Annotated in this window: 17 protein-coding genes; 11 read left to right on the top strand and 6 right to left on the bottom strand. The window is 66.6% G+C overall.

The window, feature by feature from the left end; genetic code table 11:
- Window positions 1-2: 2 nt before the first annotated feature.
- Entirely contained in the window at window positions 3-1145 is a 1143-nt protein-coding gene (locus V5738_RS18405) for a CapA family protein (protein WP_423822280.1), read from the bottom strand.
- 344 nt (window positions 1146-1489) lie between these two features.
- Here V5738_RS18405 and atpD point away from each other — a divergent pair, with 344 nt between their 5' ends.
- From atpD to V5738_RS18360, 9 genes are read left to right on the top strand one after another with little or no spacing between them, the layout of a single operon-like run.
- The gene (gene atpD, locus V5738_RS18400; RefSeq protein ID WP_423822279.1) at window positions 1490-2926 is read left to right on the top strand and encodes a F0F1 ATP synthase subunit beta; all 1437 of its coding nucleotides are present in this window, start codon (window positions 1490-1492) and stop codon (window positions 2924-2926) included.
- A complete protein-coding gene (locus tag V5738_RS18395; RefSeq protein ID WP_423822278.1) occupies window positions 2916-3308 on the top strand; it encodes a F0F1 ATP synthase subunit epsilon in 393 nt (130 codons plus the stop codon). The genes atpD and V5738_RS18395 overlap by 11 nt, the downstream gene beginning before the upstream one ends.
- The gene (locus tag V5738_RS18390; RefSeq protein ID WP_423822277.1) at window positions 3298-3633 is read left to right on the top strand and encodes an AtpZ/AtpI family protein; all 336 of its coding nucleotides are present in this window, start codon (window positions 3298-3300) and stop codon (window positions 3631-3633) included. Before V5738_RS18395 ends, V5738_RS18390 begins: the two co-directional genes overlap by 11 nt.
- A complete protein-coding gene (locus V5738_RS18385; protein WP_423822276.1) occupies window positions 3626-3907 on the top strand; it encodes an ATP synthase subunit I in 282 nt (93 codons plus the stop codon). The genes V5738_RS18390 and V5738_RS18385 overlap by 8 nt, the downstream gene beginning before the upstream one ends.
- Window positions 3904-4590, top strand: coding sequence for a F0F1 ATP synthase subunit A (locus V5738_RS18380; protein ID WP_423822275.1), 687 nt, complete (start codon window positions 3904-3906; stop codon window positions 4588-4590). The genes V5738_RS18385 and V5738_RS18380 overlap by 4 nt, the downstream gene beginning before the upstream one ends.
- Window positions 4591-4604: 14 nt before the next feature.
- Window positions 4605-4883, top strand: a complete 279-nt coding sequence (locus V5738_RS18375) for a F0F1 ATP synthase subunit C (protein ID WP_423822274.1) — start codon at window positions 4605-4607, stop codon at window positions 4881-4883.
- A gap of 8 nt (window positions 4884-4891) precedes the next feature.
- Entirely contained in the window at window positions 4892-5668 is a 777-nt protein-coding gene (locus V5738_RS18370) for a F0F1 ATP synthase subunit B (RefSeq protein WP_423822273.1), read from the top strand.
- 21 nt (window positions 5669-5689) lie between these two features.
- Window positions 5690-7213: an alternate F1F0 ATPase, F1 subunit alpha gene (locus tag V5738_RS18365; protein ID WP_423824210.1), complete on the top strand. Its 1524-nt coding sequence runs from the start codon at window positions 5690-5692 to the stop codon at window positions 7211-7213.
- Window positions 7210-8097 carry a F0F1 ATP synthase subunit gamma gene (locus V5738_RS18360; RefSeq protein WP_423822272.1) on the top strand — a complete coding sequence of 296 codons (888 nt, stop codon included), beginning with the start codon at window positions 7210-7212 and terminating at the stop codon, window positions 8095-8097. Before V5738_RS18365 ends, V5738_RS18360 begins: the two co-directional genes overlap by 4 nt.
- Before the next feature lie 7 nt (window positions 8098-8104).
- On the opposite strand, the gene V5738_RS18355 is transcribed toward V5738_RS18360, so the two are convergent.
- From V5738_RS18355 to V5738_RS18335, 5 genes are all read right to left on the bottom strand, one after another.
- Entirely contained in the window at window positions 8105-9229 is a 1125-nt protein-coding gene (locus V5738_RS18355) for an ABC transporter permease (protein ID WP_423822271.1), read from the bottom strand.
- A gap of 2 nt (window positions 9230-9231) precedes the next feature.
- Window positions 9232-10368 carry an ABC transporter permease gene (locus tag V5738_RS18350; protein ID WP_423822270.1) on the bottom strand — a complete coding sequence of 379 codons (1137 nt, stop codon included), beginning with the start codon at window positions 10366-10368 and terminating at the stop codon, window positions 9232-9234.
- Entirely contained in the window at window positions 10365-12134 is a 1770-nt protein-coding gene (locus V5738_RS18345) for an ATP-binding cassette domain-containing protein (RefSeq protein WP_423822269.1), read from the bottom strand. The genes V5738_RS18350 and V5738_RS18345 overlap by 4 nt, the downstream gene beginning before the upstream one ends.
- A gap of 1 nt (window position 12135) precedes the next feature.
- On the bottom strand, window positions 12136-13128 hold the full coding sequence (gene hlyD / locus V5738_RS18340) for a secretion protein HlyD (protein ID WP_423822268.1): 993 nt from the start codon (window positions 13126-13128) through the stop codon (window positions 12136-12138).
- Between the two features lie 485 nt (window positions 13129-13613).
- Window positions 13614-14990: an NAD-dependent succinate-semialdehyde dehydrogenase gene (locus V5738_RS18335; protein ID WP_423822267.1), complete on the bottom strand. Its 1377-nt coding sequence runs from the start codon at window positions 14988-14990 to the stop codon at window positions 13614-13616.
- Window positions 14991-15141: 151 nt separating this feature from the next.
- Between V5738_RS18335 and def the strand changes: the two genes are divergently transcribed.
- Both def and V5738_RS18325 read left to right on the top strand, forming a co-directional pair.
- Window positions 15142-15693 (top strand): peptide deformylase, encoded by a 552-nt coding sequence (def, locus tag V5738_RS18330; RefSeq protein ID WP_423824209.1) that lies wholly within the window; start codon window positions 15142-15144, stop codon window positions 15691-15693.
- Between the two features lie 25 nt (window positions 15694-15718).
- Complete coding sequence (locus tag V5738_RS18325; protein WP_423822266.1) at window positions 15719-16408, top strand: YoaK family protein; 690 nt, start codon at window positions 15719-15721, stop codon at window positions 16406-16408.
- Window positions 16409-16427 lie beyond the last annotated feature (19 nt).

Below are 16427 nucleotides of genomic sequence, written 5' to 3'. Positions count from 1 at the left end.
GCTCAGCCCGGCGTATCGCCACTGGTCAACACAAGGCGCTGGTCGCGCTGGATGAGTCGCGCACCGAAGTGGGCGCATTCCCGGTCCAGATGGCGTCGCAGCCATTCGGCCTCGTCAGCGCTTGCGGCCTGCAGTCGGAATCGATGGATACGAAACGGCCAGGCGCTGATGTCGGCCGGGCGGGCTGCGTCAGCGGCGATGCTGAGGCGATACAGCAAGACCAGATCAGGCCGGTAGGCCTGGTGGCCTTCGAGGCCTTCATAGTCGTTGATCAGATCGCCGCAGCCGTACAGGATCGCCCGGCCCTGGTAGCGCTCGATGGCCTTGGGATGATGCGAGGAGTGGCCGCAGACGACCTGTACACCGGCCCGCTCGATCAGGGCATGGGCGAATCGGCGCTGGGTTTCGGTGACTTTGTAGCCCCAGTTCGGCCCCCAATGGACGCAGACCACGATCAGGTCGCCGGGCGTGCTCCAGCGCTTGATATGCGCGATATAGTTGGTCGTGCGCTCGGGCGACAGATCAGCCAGCCAGGCGATGCCGGGCTGGTTGGCGCCGGCGGCCCAGGACGATCGTACGCCGCTGGTCGGTAGTGCCAGGGAAAATACCCGAACCCGGGCCCGGCCGGGCACCGACAGGGTCGCCGGCGCCATGGCCTCGCTCAGGCTGCGGCCGGCTCCGGCCGTGGCCACGCCGGCCTCGGCACAGTGATCCAGCGTCTCCAAAAGTCCGTCCATGCCCCAATCGAGTACGTGGTTGTTGGCCAGCACGCAGCAGTCGACGCCGAGCGCCGACAGCGTGCCGATATTGGCGGGGTGCATCCGGTAATTGACGTGTTTGTGGGCCGGCCGGTCGGCGACTGTGATCGCGGTCTCCAGATTGACAATGCACAGATCCGGCGGCGCCTGCGCCAGGCATGGCAAGGCATCGCCCCAGACATAATCCGGGGCCACCGGATAGGTAAAGGCGCCGCTGGCGCGCTCGGCCAGGGCGAGATAATGCAGAGCCGAACGCGCATGCGGTTCGTCGAGGACCGGGCTGTTGTGGGTGGCAAAAATCTGATCGATGCCGCGACCCAGCATCACGTCGCCGGCCAGAACCAGTTGGATGTCGTCGGCCGAAGCCGGGGCGCCGGAATCACTCATAGGCATCACCACCGTCATCGAAACCGGTTGATTGCGGCCGTTGTATCGAGCCTGCCGCGGGCCGGGCCGGCAGACGTTGATCGCGGTCAATCGCCGGCGCCCGGCGGGCCAGCGGGCGGGCCTGGGTCAGTTTGACCGGCGTCAACCCGCTGCCTTGAGTCTGCGGCCTAGAGTGACGACATAGCGCGTGATCGATCGTCGTTGGCCGACGGCCGCGGCGGTTATCGACCTGGGGCGAAATCGTCATGTTGCAGCCTGTCAGCTTCGCCATTCGCTTGTACACGGCCGTCTGCGGCGCGTTGCTGTGCCCGTGGTGGGCCGCGGGTCCGTCGGGGCGATGAGCCATGCACGGCGGACGAGCCAATACGGCCGAGCGGTCGGCCCGCCGGGGGCGGGTGATCGCCGTGCATGCCAGCGTGGTCGACGTCAGTTTCGACAGCGATCCGCCGCCGGTCTATACCGTGCTCCAGGCCGGCCTGGACGGCGGTATCGTGATCGAGGTGCTGGCTCAGCTCGACGAGCAGATCGTGCGCGGCATCGCTTTGACGCCGACCCAAGGCCTGGCGCGCGGCGCACCGGTGGTCGACAGCGGCCGGCCGTTGCAGGTGCCGGTCGGCGAGGCGGTGCTGTCGCGCATGCTGGATGTGTTCGGCCACGCAATCGACGATGGGCCGGCCTTGCAGAACGTGGCCTGGCATAGCCTGCATCGATCGCCGCCGCGGCTGGCCGAGCGGGTCAGCCAGGCCGAGGTGTTCGCCACCGGCATCAAGGCGATCGACGTGCTGGCGCCGCTGGAACGGGGCGGCAAGGCCGGGCTGTTCGGCGGCGCCGGGGTGGGCAAGACCGTGCTGCTCACCGAGATTATCCACAACATGCTCGGCCGGGACCGCGGGGTGAGTCTGTTCTGCGGGATCGGCGAGCGTTGTCGCGAAGGCGAGGAATTGTATCGGGCGATGCAGGCTGCGGGTGTGCTGGCGGATATGGTCATGATCTTTGGCCAGATGAACGAGCCGCCCGGCAGTCGGTTCCGGGTCGGTCATGCTGCACTGAGCATCGCCGAGTATTTCCGCGATACCGGCAAACGCGACGTACTGCTGCTGATCGATAATATCTTTCGCTTTATCCAGGCCGGCATGGAGGTCTCCGGCCTGCTGGGCCAGATGCCGTCGCGGCTCGGCTACCAGCCGACCCTGGGCACCGAACTGGCCGCACTCGAAGAACGCATCGCCAATACCCAGCGCGGTGCCATCACCTCGATCCAGGCGGTTTATGTGCCGGCCGACGATCTGACCGATCCGGCCGTGGTGCATGTGTTTTCGCATCTGTCGGCCTCGATCGTGTTATCGCGCCGGCGGGCCAGTGAAGGCTTGTATCCGGCAATCGATCTGCTGCAGTCGAGTTCGAGCCTGGCTATGCCCGGCATCGTCGGTCGCCGGCACTATGCGATCGCTCGTGAGGTTCGGCGTGTGCTTGCCCAATATGAAGAATTGAAGGACGTGATCGCGATGCTCGGCGTCGAGCAGCTGTCGATCGAGGACCGTCGGCGGGTCGGGCGTGCCCGGCGTCTAGAACGGTTTCTGACCCAGCCGTTTTCGACCACCGAAGCTTTTAGCGGTCTGGCTGGCCGCCAGGTGATACTGGCCGATGCCCTGGCCGGCTGCGAACGGATCCTGCGCGATGAATTCGCCGATATACCGGAACAGGCGCTGTACATGATCGGCGCGATCGACGAAGCCGGCCGCAGTCAGCCGGCCGCCGTGGAGGCCGCCCATGCATCTTAGGATCCTGCTGCCGTTCGCGGTCTTCGTCGATCGCCAGCATGTACAGCGTATCGTGGTGGCCACGACCGCAGGCGCCTACGGCTTCTGGCCGCATCGGCTGGACTGCGTGGCGGCACTGGTGCCCGGCATTCTGACCTATGCGAGCGAGGCCGATGGCGAGGTGCCTATCGCGGTCGACGAGGGCGCGCTGGTCAAAACCGGGCCTGAGGTTTGGGTCTCGGTACGGCGCGCGGTCGGCGGGGTCGCGCTGGAGGCGCTGCAGGCCGCCGTCGAACAACAGTTTCTGCAGCTCGACGAACAACAGCGCGCTGCCCGCGCGGCCATGGCGCGCATGGAAGCCGGATTGGTACGCCGGATCGCGGAGTTCGACCGTGGCCGATGAGCGACGGCCACCACCCGAGACCGATCGCGGCGAGCGGTTGGCCCACGAGATCGGAAGCCGGGCCCGCCGTCGGCGCCGCGGGCAACGAGGCCGGTCGAGCCTCTGGTACGGGCTGGCGCTGTCGGGGGTGATTGGCTGGTCGGTAGCGGTGCCGACGCTGGCTGGTGCGCTGCTCGGCGTCTGGCTGGATCGCCGCGATCCGCCCGGCCATGGCTGGACACTCGCCCTGCTGGTGGCCGGGCTCGTGCTCGGCTGTGCTCAGGCCGGCTACTGGGTCGTGCGCGAACGCCAGCGCATGGATGCAGAGGATCGCGACCATGACTGACCCATTCGGCTTGGTGATCGCAGCGCTGGCGGGGGCCGTGATCGGCGCGTTGTTCTTCGCCGCCCTGTGGCTGAGCCTGCATGTGGCCGCTGTGCGGGCCTACGGCGCATTCTGGCTGCCGATCTGTGCGCTGCTGCGTATCGCGGTAACCCTGGCGGGTTTCTACTGGGTCGCCGCAGGCGACTGGCAGCGGCTGCTGGCCTGCGTCGCCGGTTTTATGCTGGCCCGGGTAGTCGCGACCCGGCTGGCCCGGCCCTCGAGGCGTCCGGCATGAACATCAGCCCCGATCAGGTCGTCTTCTGGCGCTATGGCTGGGTCGAGCTTAACGAAACGATCGTGACCACCTGGGCATTGATGGTGGTGTTGGCGCTCGGCGCCCGGCTGATCACCCGCCGACTGGTGGTCGACGGCCCGGTGTCGCGCTGGCAGGCCGCGCTAGAGTTGATCGTGACCACGCTGATCGCCCAGATCGAGGAGATCGGGCTGCCCGGAGCGCGCCGCTATCTGCCGTTCATCGGCAGCCTGTTTCTGTTTCTGGCCGCGGCCAGCCTGGCGACCCTGCTGCCCGGCTACGAACCGCCGACCGGGTCGCTGTCGACCACCGCGGCCCTGGCGTTCTGTGTGTTCATCGCCGTGCCCTTGTTCGGCATCCGCCAGCGCGGTCTGGGCGCCTATCTTCGATCGTATCTGCAGCCAACGCCGATTATGCTGCCGTTCAACCTGATCAGCGAAGTCTCGCGCACCCTGGCGCTGGCCGTGCGGCTGTTCGGCAATATGATGAGTGGGGCGATGATCCTGGCGATCCTGCTGAGCGTAACGCCGCTGCTGTTTCCTATCGTGATGAACGCGATCGGCCTACTGACTGGCCTGGTCCAGGCCTATATCTTCAGCGTACTGGCCGCGGTCTATATCGCAGCCACTGCGACTGTACAGCGCGCGCCGCCACCCCCGGCCTGAGCCGGTCGATCGCCATGGACAGCACCGTGTTGATTGCCATTGCTTCGATCGTCGCTGCCGGCCTGACGACCGGTTTTGGCTGCCTAGGGCCGGCGCTGGCCGAAGGCCGGGCTGTAGCCGGCGCCATGGCGGCCCTGGCCCAACAGCCGGATGCGGCCTCGACTATTACCCGTACGCTATTCGTCGGCCTGGCGATGATCGAGTCGACCGCGATCTACTGTTTCGTGATTTCGATGATCCTGATTTTTGCCAACCCGTTCTGGAACCATGTCGCCGCGGCGACGACCGGTTAGCCGGTGCCATGCTGTTCAACGGCTTCACCATGGCGGCCCAGATCATCAATTTTCTGGTGCTGATCTGGTTGCTGAAACGGTTTTTGTATCAGCCGATCCTCGCGGCCATCGATGCCCGCGAACAACGGATTGCGTCCGAACTGGCCGAGGCTGCGGCCCAGGATGCAGCGGCCGAAGATAAGCGCCGCGTTTTTGAGGCTCGTAGCGCCGAGCTGGCTGAACGCCGGGCTGATATGCTCGTCGAAGCCAGTGCGGCGGCGGCGGCCGAACGTGATCGCCTGCTGTCCGAGGCCCGTGCCGAGGTGGTCGCCGAGCGCGCGCGTCGCCAGGCGAGCCTGCGCGACGAATGGCAGCGAACGCAGGCTGCGCTGGGTGCCCGGCTTGGCGAGGAAGCGTTGGCGATCGTGCGTCGGGTGCTGGCCGATCTCGGCGATGCCGAACTCGAAAGCTGTATCGTGCGTGGCTTATGTCGTCGGCTGCGCCAGGCCGATGCATCGGCCCGGGCCGTGTTCTGCCAAGCCCTAGTCGACGACGGCGGGCGGGCACGGCTGCGCAGCGCGTTCGAGTTGGATCCGGCCGACCGGCACGCCGTTCAGCACGCTTTGGAGGCCTGTATCGATGCCCCGGTGGTGTTGACGTGCGAACGGGCTCCCGAGCTCATAGCAGGCATTGAACTGGATGCCGGTGGCCAGCGTCTGGCCTGGCATATCGCGGATTATCTCGATGTCTTCGAGCAGCATATCGATGACGTGCTCAAGGCCGCCGCCACGACGGGCACGGATTAGCCGGAGCGGCTGATGGCCGATATGCAGACTGTATTCGACGCCACCCTCGAGCGACTGCGAAGCGCCCGTGAGGCGTTCGTCCCGGCGCTTTGGGTTCGCGAAATCGGCCGCGTGGTTCGTGTATCCAACGGCATCGCCGCCGTAGCCGGGTTGCCCGGAGTTGGCTTCGAAGAACGGGTGGCATTTCCGAACGGATTATTCGGTATCGCCTTCGATCTCGGCGCCGAGGAGATCGGCGTGGTGGTGTTGGGCGATGCGCGTGATCTGGCAGCGGGCGATCCGGCGGCCCGTACCGGCCGCGTGGTCGATGTGCCGATCGGCGATGGGCTGCTCGGGCGGGTGGTCAACGCGCTCGGTGAACCCGTGGACGATCACGGGCCGTTGGCGGGCATGGGGCGCGCACCGATCGAGCGCCCGGCGCCGGGCATCATGCAGCGGGCGCCGGTCAATCAGGCGCTGCAGACCGGGCTCAAGGCGATCGATGCGCTGATCCCGATCGGGCGTGGCCAGCGTGAGTTGATTCTCGGCGATCGCCAGACCGGCAAGACCGCGATCGCGGTCGATACCATCCTCAACCAACGCGGCCAGAACGTGGTCTGCGTCTACTGCGCGATCGGCCAGCGGGCATCCTCGGTGGCCCGGGTGCTGGCGACCCTGGCCGAGTACGGCGCCATGCCCGGCTGCATCGTTATGGTCACCGAGGGCAGCGAAGCACCCGGCGTGGCTTATATCGCGCCCTATGCAGCGACCCGAATCGCCGAAGACTTCATGGATCGCGGCCGCGACGTGCTGATCGTCTACGACGATCTCACCCAGCATGCCCGAGCCTATCGAGCGCTGTCGCTGCTGCTGCGCCGGCCACCCGGGCGCGAAGCGTTTCCCGGCGATATCTTTTATCTGCATGCCCGCCTGCTGGAGCGGGCGACCCATCTCGATGCGGGGCGTGGCGGTGGCTCGTTGACTGCATTGCCGATCGTCGAGACCAGTGCCCAGGATATTTCGGCCTATATACCGACCAACCTAATCTCGATCACCGACGGCCAGATCTACCTGTCGCCGCGGCTGTTCGAGCTCGGGGTGCTACCGGCGATCGACATCGGCCTGTCGGTCTCACGGGTTGGTGGCGCGGCCCAGCCGGCGGCCTATCGCAGCGTGGCCAGCCACTTGAAGCTGGCCTATGCCCAGTTCGAGGAGCTGGAAAGCTTTGCGCGCTTCGGTACCCGGCTAGATGCGGCCTCGCGTCGTACCATCGAGCATGGCCGTCGTATTCGGGCTTGTCTCGGCCAGCCGGCCGGAGCGCCGGTGGCTCTGGTCGAACAGATTGCGGTGCTATTGGCGCTGGTCGAAGGGTTGTTCGACGAGGTCGCTCTGGAGGCCATGGCGGCGGCCGAGGGCGCGGTGCGCGACAGCGTCGCGAACCTGGCGCCAGGCGTGGGCGCGCGTTTGGCGCTGGCTGAGGAGCTGGCCGCCGCCGATCGGGCTGCGATCCTTGCCCAGGCGCGCCAGGCCCTGGCAGGCCACCGTGCAGTGAGCCTTGCACCATGACCACCGGCGCCGAAGCTCTGCGTCGCAGGCTGGCCGATGCACAGGAGTTGGCTGCGGTGGTTCGCGCGATGAAGGCCCTGGCGGCCGGCAGTGTCGGTCAGTACGAACAGGCGGTTCGGGCGCTTGGCGACTATGAACAGACCCTCGAACGGGCGCTGGCCGCCCGGCTGCGCCAGGCGCCCCCGGCTTCGGTTGGCCGCACGCATGCGGCCGCTGCGAGCGGCGCGATCGTATTCGGCTCCGATCAAGGGCTGGTCGGGCGTTTCAACGAAGCCCTCATGATGCCCGTAGCGGCCTGTGTTCCGAGCGAGCCGGGCGGGCCTGTCTGGGCGATCGGTGAGCGCGTGTATGCGTTGCTGGTCGCGGCCGGTTATCCGCAGGCGCGCCTGTTGTGGGTGCCGACCACGGTGCAGGCGATCACCCCGCTGGTCGATCGCCTGCTGGTCGAGGTAGAAGCCGCCCGGGAACGCGGCGACGTGCACGCCGTGCATATCGTCTACAACCGCCAGACGGCGAGTGCGACCCATGCTGGCCAGACCCGGCGTCTATTGCCATTGGACGAGATCTGGCGGGCACGGCTGGTCGAGGTGCCCTGGCCGACGCACACCCCGCCGCAGGTCATCGATGCCCTGCCGGGCATGTTGTCGACGCTGATTCGGGCCTATCTGTTCGCGGTGCTGTTCCGGGCCTGTGCCGAATCATTGGCCAGCGAGCACGCCAGCCGGCTGGCGGCCATGCAACGCGCTGAACGCAATATCGACGAGCGTCTCGAGAGCCTGCATCGCCAGGCCCAGACGATGCGCCAGACCGCGATCGACGAGGAACTGTTCGATCTGATCGCAGGCAGCGAGGCGCTGATGCGGCGCGGCCCTGATGGCCGATAACGCCGCCTCAATCGAGCCGGGTGCGTACGACGACCACGGCCATGCCGAGCGTGACGAGCGCGATGACCGCCATCGGCCAGGCATGGGCGAACAGCAGGCCCGGCGGTATCGCCTTGACGAAGCAGCCCTCGGCGATGATCAGGAAATGCGTCAGCGGCACCGCCTGGGCGAGCCATTGCAGCAGGGTCGGCATGTTTTCTACCGGCGTGGCGAAGCCGGACAGGATCACCGTGGGCACTGCTACCGCGAAGGCGCCGAGGATCGCCTGCTGTTGGGTCGCCGAGACTGCCGAAATGGTCAGCCCGATGCCGATGATCGACAGCACGAACAACAACAGGCTGGCCAGCAGTAACAAAAACGAGCCGCGAAACGGGATGCCGAAAATGCATACGCCGGCGCCGATCATGACCAGCCCGAGTGCAGTGGCGATCACCAGCGCCGGTACGGATTTGGCCACGATGATTTCGGTGGGCGTGGTCGGCGAGACCCGCAGCTGGTCGAAGGTGCCGAGCTCGCGTTCGCGGGCGATCGATAGCGCGGTCACGATCAGGGCAATCAGCGTGGTCAGAATGCCCGACAGCCCGGGCACGATATACCAGCGATAGATCAGGTTCGGATTGAACCAGTGGCGTACCACGGTTGAATCGCGGGCAGCGGAATTGTTCGCGAGGCGCGTCGGCGTGAGCGTGGCCCCGACCCGGGCTGCGATCTCGTCGAGATAGCCGAGCGTGATCTGGGCGGCATTGGCCCGCCGGCCGTCGAGAATGATTTGGGCGCTCGCGCGGCGCCCGGCGGCGAGGCGACGCGAGAAATCCGGCGGGATTTCGATTGCCGCGATCACTTGGCGACGTTCGATCAGCGCCTGGCGACGGGCCGGACTGTGCACGTTATAGACATGGTTTACGAAGCCGGCAGCGCCGATCTGAGCCAGCAGTTCATAGGCGCCGCGCCCTGTATCCCGGTTGTAGACCGCGAGATCGACACGCGTCACGTCCAAGGTCGCAGCAAAGGAAAACACCAGCAGCTGGATCAGCGGCGGGCCGATCAGCACCAGCCGGCTACGCGGATCGCGCAAGATGCTGAGCAGCTCCTTGACGATCTGGGCGCGTAGGCGTGGCCCGGGCCGGCGCATGCTCAGGTGTCCAGGCTCTTATGCGTGCGCCGCAGCGCGATCGCGAAAAATACGAGGCCGATCACGAGCATGGCTGCGATATCGGCCGCGAACAGCGCCCAGACATCGCCGGCCAGGAATACGGTCTGTAGCGCGGCCACGAAATAGCGTGCCGGCACGATATGGGTCAGCAGCCGCAGCGGCCAGGGCATGGCCGCGATCTCATAAATAAAGCCAGATAACAGAAACGCCGGCAGGAACCCGCTCATCATGGCGATCTGGGCGGCGATGAACTGATTGCGGGCCAGGGCCGAGATCAGCAATCCCTGGCCGAGTGCCGGCACCATGAAGGTCGCCGCCAACAGCAGCAGGGCGAACCAGGAGCCGCGCAGCGGCACGTCGAATACCCACACAGCCAGTCCGGTGGCGCCGATCGTGGCGGCCATTCCTAGCCCGAAATAAGGCAGCAGCTTGCCGAGCAGGATCTCGGCCACCGACGCCGGGGTCGACAGGATCGCCTCCATCGTGCCGCGCTCCCATTCGCGGGCCACCACCAGCGCGGTCAGCAGGGTGCCGATGATAGTCATCACGATCGCGATCGCGCCCGGGATCAGCGCCCGCCGGCTGTCGATCTCGGGGTTGAACCAGAACCGCGGCACCAGCGTGATCGGGGCCCCGGGCGCATGGCGTGCCTGTTGCGCCTGCCAGTTGGCGACCACGCCACGGGCATAGTTGGCAACGAAATGGGCGGTGTTCGGCTGCGAGCCGTCGGTGACGATCTGGACCAGCGGGCGATCGGCCGCGGCCAGACGCTGCTCGAAATCCTGCGGAATCACCACATAGCCGCGCAGCGTGCCGGCGACCAGATCGTCGGCGACCGCGCGCCGGTCGCCGACGGTGGTGATCGTGAAATAACGAGTGCCGGCAAAAGCGGCGGCCAGCGACTGGGCCGGTGCGGCGCCGGATTCGAGTACGACGCCGAGCCGGACGTTACGGATATCCAGCGACACCGCATAGGCAAACAGCAACAACAGGACCACCGGCAGCACGCCGGCAATCAGGATGCTGGATGGATCGCGTACCATCTGCAGGCTTTCCTTGCGGGCCAGCGCGGCCAGGCGCCGGGCGCTGAATCGGGGCGTCGCTGGCGCGCCGTTCATGTTGGCTCCGGTTCGATCGCGGGACTCGTCTGCGGCCGATCGGCGGCCTCGATCAGTCGAATGAAGGCCGCCTCCATGCTGGGTGTTGGGTCGTCGGCGGTGGCGGCGGCCTGTTTGAGGGCATCCGGGGTGTCGAGGGCGATCAGCCGCGCTCGGTCCATGAGCGCGACTCGATCGCAGTATTCGGCCTCGTCCATGAAGTGGGTGGTGACCATGACGGTCACGCCGTGGCGGACCAGGCCGTTGATATGGCTCCAGAACTCGCGTCGGGTGATCGGGTCTACCCCGGAGGTTGGCTCGTCGAGGAACAGCACTGGCGGCCGATGCATCAGCGCACAGGCCATGGCCAGGCGCTGCCTGAAGCCGAGCGGCAGGGCTTCGGGGGCAGCATTCAGATAGGGCGCCAGCTGGAAGATCTCGATCATCTCGTCGATGCGCTCGTGTTTCGGCCGGCCATCGAGGCCGTAGACGCCGGCAAAGAAGGTCAGGTTCTGGCGTACCGACAACAGCCCGTAGAGTGAGAATTTCTGGGCCATATAGCCGAGTTGGCGTTTGGCCGCGCCGGCTGCACGCCGCAGGTCGTGACCGGCGACTTCGGCTTGGCCGGCGCTCGGCTTGAGCAGGCCGCAGAGCATTTTGAAGGTCGTGGACTTGCCGGCACCGTTCGGCCCCAGCAGGCCGAAGATCTCGCCGCGGGCGACCTCGAAGCTGACATCGTCGGCGGCCACGAACGCACCGAAGTGCTTACACAGATGACGGCAGGCCACGACGGCGCCGGCGGCTGGCAGTACGTCGTCCATGCGTTCGGCAAGCGCCGAAGTGCCGCCCGGCCCGCCGCCGAGCCAATCGACGAAGGCGTCCTCGAAGCGCGGCGCGACCGGCGCAAGATCAGCCCCAGCGGTCTGCACCAGTGCTGCAATCTCGTCGGTCGTCGCGCCTTCTTTGAGGACCATGCGCAGGGCGCTGCCTTCGATCACGCCGTCGCCGACGCTCGCCAGATCCAGTGCCCGGGTCAGCAGCCCACGGCGGGCGCGATCGATCCCGGTGATACCAAAACAGCGGCCGGCCAGCCGTGCAGTGAGCGCGCCCGGCGGGCCGTCGTAGGCGAGTTCGCCTTCATTGAGCAGCAGCACATGGGCACAGCGCTCCGCCTCGTCGAGATAGGCCGTCGACCAGACCACGGTCATGCCATCATCGACCAGTTCGTTGACCATGTGCCAGAGATCGCGCCGGCTGAGTGGGTCGACGCCGACGCCGGGTTCGTCGAGCAGCAGCACCGGCGGGCGGGCCATCAGCGCACAGGCCAGGCCCAGCTTTTGTTTCATGCCGCCGGACAGTTTCCCAGCCAGCCGCGTGGTGAAGGCCTCGAGCCGGGTAAAGCCCAGCAGACGGGCGAAGGTCTGGTCGTGGGCGGTCGGCGCCAGCCCGCGCAGCTCGGCATACAGGCGCAGGTTTTCGTATACCGACAGATCCTCGTAGAGCCCGAAGCGCTGCGGCATGTAACCGGTCACGCGATGGATAGCCGCGTTGTCGGCGACCACGTCGTGGCCGGCGACGATCGCCCGGCCGGCGTCCGGCGTCATCAGGCCGGTCAGAATACGCAGCAACGTAGTCTTGCCGGCACCGTCCGGGCCGACCAGGCCGGTGAGCCGGCCGGGGGCGATATGGGTCGTGATCTCGGTCAACGCTGTATGCCCGCCGAAGTGCTTGCCCAGACCGGCGATCACGATTCCGGACTGTGGGGACGTGTGCGCGCGCCGGTCCATGTCACGACCTCGCGCCGAGGACGTCGACGGTCACCGGCATGCCCTGGCGTAGGCCCGGATCGGCATCGATCACGACGATACGCAGCCGATAGACCAGATCGGTGCGTAGATCGGTGGTCTCGACCGACTTCGGCGTGAATTCGGCCTGCGAGGCAATGAAGCCGATCCGGCCGTGATAGACGCGGTTCGAGGCATCGGTCGACACCGTCACGGCCATGCCCGGTGCGATCCGGCCCAGGTCCGGCTCGTCGACATAGGCCCGGATATAGACCGGATCGCGCAGGCTCAAGGACAGCACTGGCGTGCCGGCGGCGACCATGCTGCCGGGTTCGAGTATCCGCGACAGTACGGTCGCCGCACGCGGCGCATACAGCCGGGTATCGCCGAGGGCGGTTTCGGCCCGATCGCGCCGGGCGGTCGCCGCCGCCCGTCTGGCGCGGGCCGCGGCGATATCCTCGACCCGGGCGCCGGCCTGTTGTAGCGACAAGGCCTGCCGGGCCACCGCCAGCTCGGCCGCCGCCTGATCGCGGGCGGCCCGGGCGGCATCCAGTGCCCGTTGCGCGGTGGCGTTGGCGGTCTGCAGCGAACGCTCGCGGCGATAATCGCGCTCGGCGTTGCGATAGCGGGCACGGGCGCGGGCCAGGGCGGCTTCGGCTTCGGCGATCCGCTGCGGACGATTGCCGGCCTGCAGCTTCTCCAGCTCGGCGGTCGCGGCCGCGACTTCGGCACTCGCTTGGGCCAGGGCTTCGCGATACGGCTGGTCGTCCAGGCAGGCGACGCGCTGGCCGGCTGCGATGTGATCGCCTTCCTCGACCTCGACGGCACGTACACGTCCGGGCTGACGGAAGGCCAGCTGCAGCTCGCGGATATCCACATTGCCGTAGAGCACCAGGGTGCGCTCGCCGGTGCTCTGCCGTTGCCACCAGACGAACCCGGCCAGCGCACCGACCAGGGCCAGCACGAGCAGGGCGGCGAGAGCGTGTCGTCGCGTCATGACAGCGAACGGCTTGGCCGCGATGCGGGCTCGCCATCGGCTCGCGAGCGAGCAGGTCGGGGCCGATGGCTCGGTCCGGGCGACGCCAAACCCGTGCGGGTTTTGGCTCGCGATCGGGTAATGGCTCCGGCCGGCTCGGTCAGTCCGTGACCGTGGCCAACCCGAGCACGGGCCATGTCGGATCGCGAGGCGATAATGTCCATGAACCGATCTTAGGCGCCGATGTTGCTGCCCGAATTGATCGATCAAGCATTCGAGGGGATCGGCGATCGTTGCGATCCGCTCGGGTCAGCGAGGGCATCGATCGTCTATGCGCGGCGACGACCCGAAGATCGGGATCGCCGGATGCGTGGGGCGGTCGCCGGACTGTTGCCCAGGGCCGTACGCAATAGCCAACGGACCCAGCCTGTTCGGAAAACGCTTTTCGGCCGACCGGGACGGCCGGCGAGCGTGTCGTGGTTGATGCCGCTCGCCGGCCGGTTCGGTTAGCCGGCGATCATCACCGACTTGATGTTGACGAATTCGCGCATGCCGAAGCCGCCGTGCTCGCGGCCATAGCCACTGTCCTTGACGCCGCCGAACGGCAGTTCGGCCTGGGCCATGTTGTAGCCGTTAACGTTGACCATGCCGGTATCGAACAGATCGCGGGCGATGGCGGTAGCGCGCGGGGTATCGCCAGAGAACACGCCGCCGCCAAGGCCGAACCGCGAGTCATTGGCCACTCGGATGGCTTCGGCTTCGTCGGCAACCCGGATCAGCGCTGCGACCGGGCCGAACAGTTCTTCTTCCCAGGCGGCCATGCCGGGGGCGATGTCTTCCAGCAGGGTCACCGGATAGAAAAAACCCGGACCTTCGGGCAGTTCGCCGCCCAGCGCACAGCGCGCGCCGGCAGCGATCGAGCGCATGACCTGATCGTGCAGGGTCTCGCGCAGGTCGGCGCGGGCCAGCGGGCCGAGCTGGGTGTTCGGGTCGGTCGGATCGCCGTATTCGATTGCGGCCAGCTGCTCGGCGAATTTGGCCCGGAATTCGTCGTACACCGCATCGACCACGATGAAGCGCTTGGCTGCGATACAGGTCTGGCCGCTGTTGTAGATCCGGCCCTGTACACAGTTGGCGACTGCGGCATCGATATCGGCATCGGCCAGCACCATATAGGCGTCGTTGCTGCCCAGCTCCAGCACGGATTTCTTCAGGCATTCGCCGGCTTTGGCGCCGACTGCGCGACCGGCTGCGGTGCTGCCGGTCAGGGTCACGCCGCGCACCTTGTCGTGGCCGATCAGGCGCTCGGTCTGGGCGTTGTCGGTCAGCAGTACGCTGAACACCCCTTCCGGCAGGCCGGCTTCGATAAACAGGGCCTCCAGCGCCAGCGCCATGCCCCACACGTTGGGCGCATGCTTGAGCAACACGGCGTTGCCGGCGGTGATGCAGGCGATCGCATAGCGCACCACTTGGTACATCGGGAAGTTCCAAGGCTGGATGCCGAGGATCACGCCCAGCGGCTGGTAGGTGATCAGCCCCTGGCCGCCGTCGAAGGCCCGCTGTTCGTCGCCCAGTACGCTCGCCGCGTTATCGGCGCTGTAGTCGCAGATGGCGGCGCACAGGCCGATCTCGCCGCCGCCCTGGGCGATCGGCTTGCCCATCTCTCGGGTCATGAGGCGGGCGAAGTCATCGCTGCGCTCGCGGATCAGCGTGCCGATGCGGCGTACGATCTCGCTGCGTTCGGCCAGCGGCGTGGTGCGCCACTGTTCGAAAGCGCGATGGGCCGCTTCGACACGAGCATCGGCGATGGCATCGCTCATCAGCTCATAGCTCGAGATTGGCTCACCGGTGGCCGGGTTGACGGTCTGATAGGTCGCAGCCATGGAAGGTCCGTTGGCGTGAATGGCGGTCCGATTCTACGCCGGCGCGAGCCAGCCGCATTGTGGATCGTTGGTCGATAAGTTGGCCCAGGCGTTCGACTGGGCCCTATGTATCGTTATTCTGGTGTTCTTGATACATCTACAGACCTGTCCGATGGCGATACTCAAGATCGCGCGTATGGGCCATCCGGTATTGCGGCAGCCGACCACGTCGGTCGATCAGGTCAGCGCTCCGGAAATCCAACGGCTGATCAGCGATATGCAAGATACCCTGGCCGAGGCCCAGGGCGTGGGGCTGGCCGCGCCGCAGGTATATGTTTCGAAAGCGGTGATGATGTTTTTCGTGCCGCCTTCAAGGGCCGGCGACGATACGCACGAGAGCGACGGCGTGCCTCTGACGGTGCTCATCAACCCCGAGATCGAGCCTTGCGGGGATGAACGCGTCGGCGACTGGGAAGGCTGTCTATCGATTCCCGGCCTGCAAGGCTATGTACCGCGCTGGCAGCGCATTCGTTATCGTGGTCTGGACGCGGCTGGCCTGCCGATCGAGCGCGAGGCCGAAGGGTTTCATGCCCGCGTGGTCCAGCACGAGTACGACCATCTATGCGGCGTGCTGTATCCCGAACGCATGACCGATATGACCCGCCTGGGCTTTGCTGAGGAACTGCGGCGCCATCCCATGGGCCGGCCGGGCGCCAAGGCTTGAACTGCTGTGCTGCAGGTCGCCGGCCATGATGACCCATCGCCGGCGCGAACGGGCGCTCGCTGTCCTGTTGACCGGGCTGGCCGGCTATGTCGATGCGTTGGGCTTCATGAAGCTGGGCGGTTATTTCATTGCCTTCATGAGCGGCAATACCACCCGTCTGGGGGCTGGGCTCGTACAAGGCATCGCAACAGCCGTTATACCGGCGGTCGTGATCGCGCTGTTCGTGCTCGGCGTGGTGTTCGGCTCGTTGATCAACCACTTCGTCGGTCGACATCGGCGCACCCTAGTGCTCGCTTTGGTGACTGTCCTGCTCGTACTCGGCGGCCTATGGCAGATGGTGGGCCTCGGCGGTGGGGCGGTCGTCTGTCTTGCCTTGGCCATGGGGGTAGAAAACACCGTGTTCGAGCGCAACGGCGAGGTCAGTCTCGGGGTGACCTATATGACCGGCACCCTGGTCAAGCTCGGCCAGCGTTTGACCGATCTGATCACCGGCCGCGACCGCTGGGCCTGGCTATGGTATCTGCTGTTGTGGGCCGGACTGCTGTGCGGCACGATCCTGGGTAGTGCGGCTTATCTGCAGTTCGGCCTGGCCAGTCTGTGGTGGGCAGCAGCAACGGCGGCCGTACTGACGGCGGTCGTGGCACGCTGGGTACAGGCGCCGACCCCGGCGGCGATGCGGGCCGGCGCTCGTTATGCACAGACTGTGGACAACTAGAGTTGGGCGGCTGCCGGTC

It is taken from the genome of Salinisphaera sp. SPP-AMP-43 (genome assembly GCF_049568105.1).
GTDB lineage: Bacteria > Pseudomonadota > Gammaproteobacteria > Nevskiales > Salinisphaeraceae > Salinisphaera.
Note: the sequence above shows the minus strand (reverse complement) of the source record. Positions and strands in the feature narration are given on the sequence as shown.